This window comes from Asticcacaulis sp. W401b, assembly GCF_046503825.1.
Taxonomy (GTDB): domain Bacteria; phylum Pseudomonadota; class Alphaproteobacteria; order Caulobacterales; family Caulobacteraceae; genus Asticcacaulis.
In genome coordinates this window covers 1-5,537 of record NZ_JBKFEE010000036.1, presented here as the reverse complement: position 1 = coordinate 5,537, position 5,537 = coordinate 1, and the positions used below count along the sequence as shown (strand labels likewise).

Sequence of the window (5,537 nt, the reverse complement as noted above, 5' to 3'; positions counted from 1 at the left end):
TGTCGGGCGTCGGTTGGAATCGAACCGTAACGACATCCGCATCGTTGTCCAGCAACTGCTTTACTCCGGCGGGCAGGCCTCAGCGGCCATTGATGCCGCGGAATATCGTATTCGCGCGGGTCGTGAGACCCTGCGGGCGAGCGAAGGCGAACTATTGCTGCAGGTAATCACAGCCTACACCGATGTTCAGCGAGACGAGTTGAGCCTGCAGGTGCGCCGCGAGAACCTGAACGCACTCGAACGTCAGAACGAGATGACGGAAGCCAGGCGCGTCGCGGGTGAGGTGACCCGCACCGACACCGAACAGGCCAAGGCTCAGCTTGAGGCCGCCCTTGTTCAGATCTCCTATGCTGAAGCACAGCTTCAGGCGAGCCGGGCGACCTATGCCACCCTGGTGGGGCAAAATCCCGGTAGTCTTGAAGCCTTGCCTGTCCTGCCGTTCCTCCCGGTCAGCCTTGAAGAAGCCTTCGATATCGCAACGGAAAATAGTCCGGAATTGCGGCGTGCAGGATTTACCGAGCGTGAAAGCCGGATGACGGCTAATCAGGCGCGTGCCGCTAACAATATGGTCGTCAGCGCTCGCAGTTCGTATGGCACAACCGGTGAACTCGTCCCCTACTTTGGTCGCGATCAGGATAAGGAATTCACCTTCTCCATTTCGGTCACAAAGCCGCTTTTTTCGGGCGGAGCCAACGATTCCGGTTACCGCGAGTCGCTCAATCGAAATGCCGGTGATCGACTGCGCATTGAGGCCGAGCGACGCAATGTGCTGCAGAATGTGCGACTGGCCTGGAACCAGGTCATAACGTCCGAACGCAACGTCGCCATCCAGAAGCGCCAACTCGCAGCCGCAGAGATAGCGGCCCAAGGCATGCAGGAAGAATTTCGTTACGGGCAGCGTTCCACCTTGGATGTGCTTGTCGCCGAACAGAACCTTCGAGAAGCTCAGTTAGCCCTGATCAACTCCAACCGCGATGTCTATGTCGCACAAGCAACCCTCTTACGGCAAATTGGATATCTTGAAGCGAAGGTCGTGCTCGTCGGCATTAATATTTATGATCCCTCAACGCACCTTCGCACCGTTAAAAAATCCGGAGAGGTGCCTTGGGAAGAACTGATACGCGTCGTGGATCGTGCAGACGCGCAAGGCCCAACAGGCGTGCCGACGACCACGTCGCGTCCCTCCCGTGAGACCCCAGAACTCGTTTCAGCAGGCCAGGGGGAACATCTCGTCGGACAACACAACATAGTTCATAGCGTACCTAATACCTCAAGCATTTCTTCGGAGATCATCGGTTATGGTAGTTAAATTATCCAGGGGAACCACCCTTTCAGCGACGCTACTTTTTTTAACAGGTTGCGCGACATCAGGCACTTTAGGGCAGGTCAATAACTTGCAGCTTTTGCATGATGCACTCACTGTTCCCTTGTCGGAATTGGAAGCAAGAGCATCGGAGGGTGATGCACGTGCACAGTATTCGACAGGAATTGCTTACGAGTACGGCTTCGGCGCAGCCGACAAGCACTCAACTAAGGCGCTGCAATATAAACAGTTGGGGCTCGCCGCAAGAGGTTCGACGCCTATCACGCAATACATTGCGGGCCTGGACGGGAAGCCTGGCCGTACCGCTATCATAAATGTACCAAATTATAATGTCACCCGAGCTGAGGCGCGGGTAAATGACCAATGTGCGGCCGCAGTTGCCGAGCGACGCCCTAACAGTGCCGGAGCAACCGTTTGCGGTAGTGTATCCGTATACAAAGAACTCCTCGAATTAGCCGCAGAACAAGAATCTTAACTTGGCATCTGAGAAACGCAGATCGCCAGGTATTTCTAGTATTTTTCCTTAGTCCAATGGCGAGGTATTTGCCTTTGGAGTAATGACTTAGGTAGGGAGGGTTCAATGACACTGAAGGATTGGTTCCGCAAACTTGGTCTGTTGGCCACGATTGCGTTAAGTGTATCTGTTGGCGCTGGCTGTTCGAGCGTTCCTAAAGCTGAAGAAGTGGGCGAGCTCGCCTATATTTTCTACTCGGACAAGGTTTGCCAGCCTATTCCAGACGTTAAAGGTGAGCGGATTGCCGACTATGCTATCAGACGGACACAGACTTATCCTTCGGAGCTAGGATACATCGACGCTGATTGCTTGGTCACGCGATATGGAAGGGATGTGCAGGCAGACGCAGCCGAGGGCGTTTCTGTGGCGCAATATATCGAAGCCTATAGGGCCCTAAAGGCAAATCCGCGATCATACTGTGAAAATTCTGCCATTTATAACAATCTATTAGAAATAACTGAATTCTCTGGATTGAATATATATCGTGACTATACGCCAGAGTTTTATTTGTTGATAGCCAGGATTAACCAGAGATACTGCAAAGATTTTGACACGGCCTACAAGTACTTCTTGTTGGCTGAAAAATCTGGGGCGCCATTTCGCGTCACTGAAAAATTTCATCGTTACTAGGGGGATTCAATGACCACATACTATGTAATTTCTAACGATGGGAAGCAACTGCTGCCTCAGGTGGCGGGATATCCTATCATAAATATCACCGGGATGCCGGCATCGGCAGCTTCTCAGTTTATATCCGAGCTAAACTTTACCATTACGTGGTCATCCGAGTATCAAAGCAATTTAATGCATTTCGGTGCGGAAGGACTGGAAGTAAACATAGTTGCTCCGTTCGTACCCATAAATCTTGGGTCCGGCTATGCGCCGTACACGCCCACGGGAGAGGCGGGTTTCGCAATTTACCCGCGCAATAGTCAAGGCACCTTCACAAACAACCCGAATATACCCTTCGAGCCTAAAATATTTATACTTAACAATCAGGGCGCTAGGGATATGGTAATTACCTTAGGCCACGAAATTGGCCACCCTCGTCTAGGTATACATAGCCCACCCGCAACCGTTCCTGCTGGACATGACCCAGTGGTTTATTACTGGAATTACATAGTAAATGACGCGGTCTATGCTTCAGACCATAGGATCGTCGCGCAAAGTGGCGTCTCGATTCAAATAAACGATTCATTCTGGGCGGCCCATCTTGGAGTGCCTAATGGCGCGTGGGTTATGACCCAGTCTGGGGTGAATGCTGAGCTGGCACGCAATCCTGGCAGTAATCCCAATGTCACGATAGTTTCAGAAGACGTATATCATCGAATAATGGCGGTAAACCTGGCGAAGGTTAAAGCCGGCCGTTTCCAGAAACTAGGCACGCCCCAAAGCATGGCAGAGCGGCTTCTGGTCGACGCGTCGGGACGTGCCCGATACGTGGAAGCCAAAGAGTTGTCCATCCAAAATCTTAGAGATTTTTCTCAGATTGGCTCGATAATTGGCTCTTCACTAGGTAACCACCTCGCGGCCGGAAATTTGGTCAAGGGCATCATCTATTCGTCGATACTCGGAGAAATTGGTGAGCGTCTCGGCTTCGCGTTAGCTGGTGGACCCGCTGGCAGGGATATGACAACGCTCTTGGACGCATCAGTTGCTCCGTCGTTTCTCCCTGATGTTTTTCAAAGAATGCAAAGCGCTGGTATTGGGACGGTTAGCTCAATGTTTGCGGGCCAACTCGCGCAATCGCTGGGTTTAGATGGCTTCGGTGGCCAACTTTTCTCGGTTACAGTCTCGACCGGCACCAATGCCGTTGTCAATCAAGTTATACAGAACATTACCGATAAACTACCGTCTGGTGCCCTAAACCTTGATACGAAGGCATTCGATGGGGTTTTTAGTGGAGATGTACTGTTTAACGGGGCAATGTGGGCGAATGCTATCGGCGCTTTTGTAGGCACCAAACTCGGATCGATGGTAGTCAAGCCAGAAACGCAGGCTGCGGTTGTTCTGTCTTCTATTGGGTCTGCGGTAGGTTCATTTTTTGGTGCGCGCACTGGCGCACTTGTTGGCGCTTCCGTCGGAGGCCCGGTTGGCGCTTTAATAGGTGGCTTTTTAGGAGCGGCTTTCGGCGCTTTTCGTGGTTTTGTTTTCTGGTCCCTTATAGGCAATCTATTCGGCAAAAAGAAGAAGATTAGAACGCCCACAGCAAGTGCAGAAACCGTCTTGCAAGTACCTCATGCAAGGTATGAAGTATCGGGCGTTACATCTGCGAATGGCGGTAACATCGATCTGGTCACAACCATGGCGGCTGATGCTCGTGATATTTTGAATGGGTTCATTGAGCAGGTGACCTATGGAGAAGCTGCGCGCGTAAGCAATCTAAATGGCTACGGCACGACCCAAGCTTATGGCCACACCAATGCTCAGATGTATGTAAGAGTGGATGGAGTTACCACGTATGTAACCTCAGCCAATGAAGCTGTTGAGATAGGCACTCTGAAAGCAATCAGGAACACGAAGGTTATCGGTGGCGATTTATTTATGAAGCGCGCGATTCTCGCGTCGGCGGCTGGAGATTTGTTGAGTTTCTCTGGCGATCTTCAGACCGCACGGGACTATAATTTCTATACCCACAATCGAAGCTTGATTAACAAGTACGTCGCAGACGCTTTCAACTTGACTCAAGCGGATCAGGATTTTTACGCGGGTGGAAATAAAGATATAGTTGATAAGATTATAAACGGGGGAACGCAAAATCTTAATTCTAATGAACTGTCAACTTATACAGATAATAAACCACAGTTTGACCGCGTTTTAACGGCGGTTCAAGCTCAAGTGCTTGCCAATCCGTGGATAGTGACGTTGATGCGTTCTTCTGAGTTGAAGTTGGATCAGTGGTCGGTATCTGATTTCTATGGTGGTTTGCGTGGGTTCCTTGAATCTCTTGGGGTCAACAAGGGCAGTGGCACCTACTTCGAGCAAGTGACGGCAGGATGGGTTAACACTGGCGTTAGCGGTATGCATCTGTCTTCTCCAGATGCCATTTTCGGGTGGCTCCCCCAGGCAGCGGCCGATGGGAAGTCGGTTATTGTAAATGATGTGACGAAGTGGAACCTGTACGCTTCTTCGGGCACCACGTCGCAGAATAACGACTTTATCCACCTCGATATCGACATGAACGATGAGACCACAGCTACGGTGTGGGTCGAAAGCGGTTATGGCGAAGATTACTGGAACGGTTCCTACTGGGATTACCAGTGGATCGACACATCACATTGGGAAACACAAACCGTATCCGGTGGCGATGATGTGTTTATCGCCGGGAGCGGGAACAACACCCTCAATGGCGCAAATGGTCATGACTGGCTCGACGGGCAGGGCGGTAACGATGTCCTGCATGGCGGCGAAGGCAATGACGTCCTGATAGGCGGCAGCGGTAACGACCTGCTTTACGGTGGGAACGGTGATGATTACCTCTCCGGCGGTGATGGCGACGACTGGAGCCCGAATGGTTTCGGTTTGTATGGCGGGGCCGGTAATGATGTGCTCTCAGGCGGGGCAGGTGTCGATGCGCTCTATGGTGAAAGTGGCGATGATACTTTCCTGATCGATAATGACGGCATTTATGATCACTACGAAGGCGGCGATGGCTCCGATACCGCTTCGTTCGAGCGCTTTAGTGAGGTGATAGGGAAT

At 51.5% G+C, this 5,537-nt stretch carries 3 protein-coding genes and 1 pseudogene; all 4 read left to right on the top strand.

The features are described 5' to 3' along the window. Positions 1–1,309: TolC family protein (locus ACK8OE_RS20600; protein ID WP_410274190.1), on the top strand; the 1,309-nt coding region annotated here is incomplete at its 5' end. Further along, positions 1,299–1,799 carry a hypothetical protein gene (locus ACK8OE_RS20595; RefSeq protein WP_410274189.1) on the top strand — a complete coding sequence of 167 codons (501 nt, stop codon included), beginning with the start codon at positions 1,299–1,301 and terminating at the stop codon, positions 1,797–1,799. The genes ACK8OE_RS20600 and ACK8OE_RS20595, both read left to right, overlap by 11 nt. A gap of 105 nt (positions 1,800–1,904) precedes the next feature. Beyond that, on the top strand, positions 1,905–2,468 hold the full coding sequence (locus ACK8OE_RS20590; protein ID WP_410274188.1) for a hypothetical protein: 564 nt from the start codon (positions 1,905–1,907) through the stop codon (positions 2,466–2,468). A gap of 9 nt (positions 2,469–2,477) precedes the next feature. Continuing rightward, a pseudogene (locus ACK8OE_RS20585) lies at positions 2,478–5,537 on the top strand (hypothetical protein); the annotation flags it as partial.